Source organism: Thiohalocapsa sp., assembly GCF_019695415.1.
Lineage (GTDB): Bacteria > Pseudomonadota > Gammaproteobacteria > Chromatiales > Chromatiaceae > Thiohalocapsa.
Map to the genome: position 1 here is coordinate 1 of NZ_JAIFKJ010000012.1, position 1,529 is coordinate 1,529.

Genomic DNA, 1,529 nt, shown 5'->3' on the forward strand with positions numbered 1-1,529 from the left:
ATCAGCAGCGGGCTGGCCCGGCGGGGGCCCTTTTCGAGCACTTTCTTGTGGCCTTGTTCGAAGGACTCCATCCCGCCGATGCCCGAGCCGATGATCACGCCGCAGCGATAGGGATCCTGGCCGGCCACGTCGAGGCCCGAGTCGGCGACGGCGTCGATGGCGCTGGACAGGGCGAACTGGGCGAAGCGGTCCAGCCGCTTGCAGTCGCTGGCCGCGAGGTGCGGGCCGCCCTGCCAGGCGCTGATCTCGCCGGCGATCTTCGAGTTATGCTCCGAGCTGTCCCATCGCTGGATGGGATGGATGCCGCTGGCGCCGGCCAGCAGCTTGCCCCAGACCTGCTGCACATCGGTGCCCAGGCTGGTCGCCCAGCCGAGCCCGGTGATGACCACGCGGCGTCGGTTCATGCGATTCATAGGTACAGATCAACCTGACAGGGGCACGCCACAACCGGCGCGACGGAGGCGGTGAGCACGGGCGGCCGGGCTGAGCGCGTCACCCGCCGGACTTTTCCATGTGGGCGTTGATGTAGTCGATCGCCTGGCCGACCGTCTGAATCTTCTCGGCTTCCTCATCGGGAATCGAGGTTTCAAACTCGTCCTCGAACTCCATGACCAGTTCGACGGTGTCGAGGCTGTCGGCGTTGAGGTCGTTGATGAAGTGGGTGTCGCGATTGATTTCGCCCTTGTCCACGCCCATCTGCTCGGCGACGATGTCGATGACCTTCTGTTCGATTTCCTGCTGATCCATGTGTGTCTCCTGAGCTAGTCGTTGCCTGCTCATCTCCCCGCCGTCGGGCAGCGGGGGGCAATATATCGGGGTTCGGTTTCGCTGCCAACCTGAGGCAGCGCCGCCCGTTACCCATTCGCGTCGTAGAGTTTAGCCCATCGTCATCCCGCCATCGACCGCCAGCACCTGCCCGGTGACGTAGCTGGCCCGTTCGGAGGCCAGAAACGCCACCGCCGCGGCCACTTCGTCGGCCTGGCCCATCCGCTTCATCGGCGTGAGGGTCTTGACCGAGTCCTTGACCACCTCCGGCAGGTCGGCGGTCATGTCCGTCTCGATGAACCCCGGGGCCACGACGTTGGCCGTGACGTTCTTGCCCGCCAGTTCCTTGGCCAGGGTCTTGGTCAGCCCCAGCAGACCCGCCTTCGACGCGGCGTAGTTGCCCTGCCCCGCGTTGCCCACCAGACCCGCCACCGACGAGAGGTTGATGATGCGGCCCCAGCGGCCCTTCATCATCGGCTTCGCCGCCGCCCGGCAGGCCACGAACGCCGAACGCAGGTTGACGTTGATCACCTCGTCGAACTGCTCGTCGCTCATCCGCATCAGCAGCGTGTCCCGCGTGATGCCCGCGTTGTTCACGAGAATGTCGAGCCGACCGAACTGCTCGGCCGTGTCCGTGACGAGCTGGCCCAGGGCCTGGCCGTCGGCGACGTTGCAGGGGGCGACCGTCGCGGTGCCGCCGGAGGTCTCGATCGCCTCGCGAACCTCGTTGAGCGTCTGTTCGTTCCGGGCGACCAGCACCACGT

At 66.1% G+C, this 1,529-nt stretch carries 3 protein-coding genes; all 3 read right to left on the reverse strand.

Annotated features, from left to right (window positions below; genetic code table 11):
* The coding region (locus I6U14_RS00160) for a beta-ketoacyl synthase N-terminal-like domain-containing protein (RefSeq protein WP_296895874.1) at positions 1–389 on the reverse strand (389 nt) is incomplete at its 3' end.
* A gap of 103 nt (positions 390–492) precedes the next feature.
* Positions 493–747 carry an acyl carrier protein gene (acpP, locus tag I6U14_RS00165; RefSeq protein WP_296895875.1) on the reverse strand — a complete coding sequence of 85 codons (255 nt, stop codon included), beginning with the start codon at positions 745–747 and terminating at the stop codon, positions 493–495.
* Between the two features lie 129 nt (positions 748–876).
* Positions 877–1,529: 3-oxoacyl-ACP reductase FabG (gene fabG / locus I6U14_RS00170; RefSeq protein ID WP_296895876.1), on the reverse strand; the 653-nt coding region annotated here is incomplete at its 5' end.

Bases quoted from the DNA above. Each gene is read 5' to 3' on its own strand.
- acpP (WP_296895875.1), bottom strand. From the start codon at position 747: ATGGATCAGCAGGAAATCGAACAGAAGGTCATCGACATCGTCGCCGAG.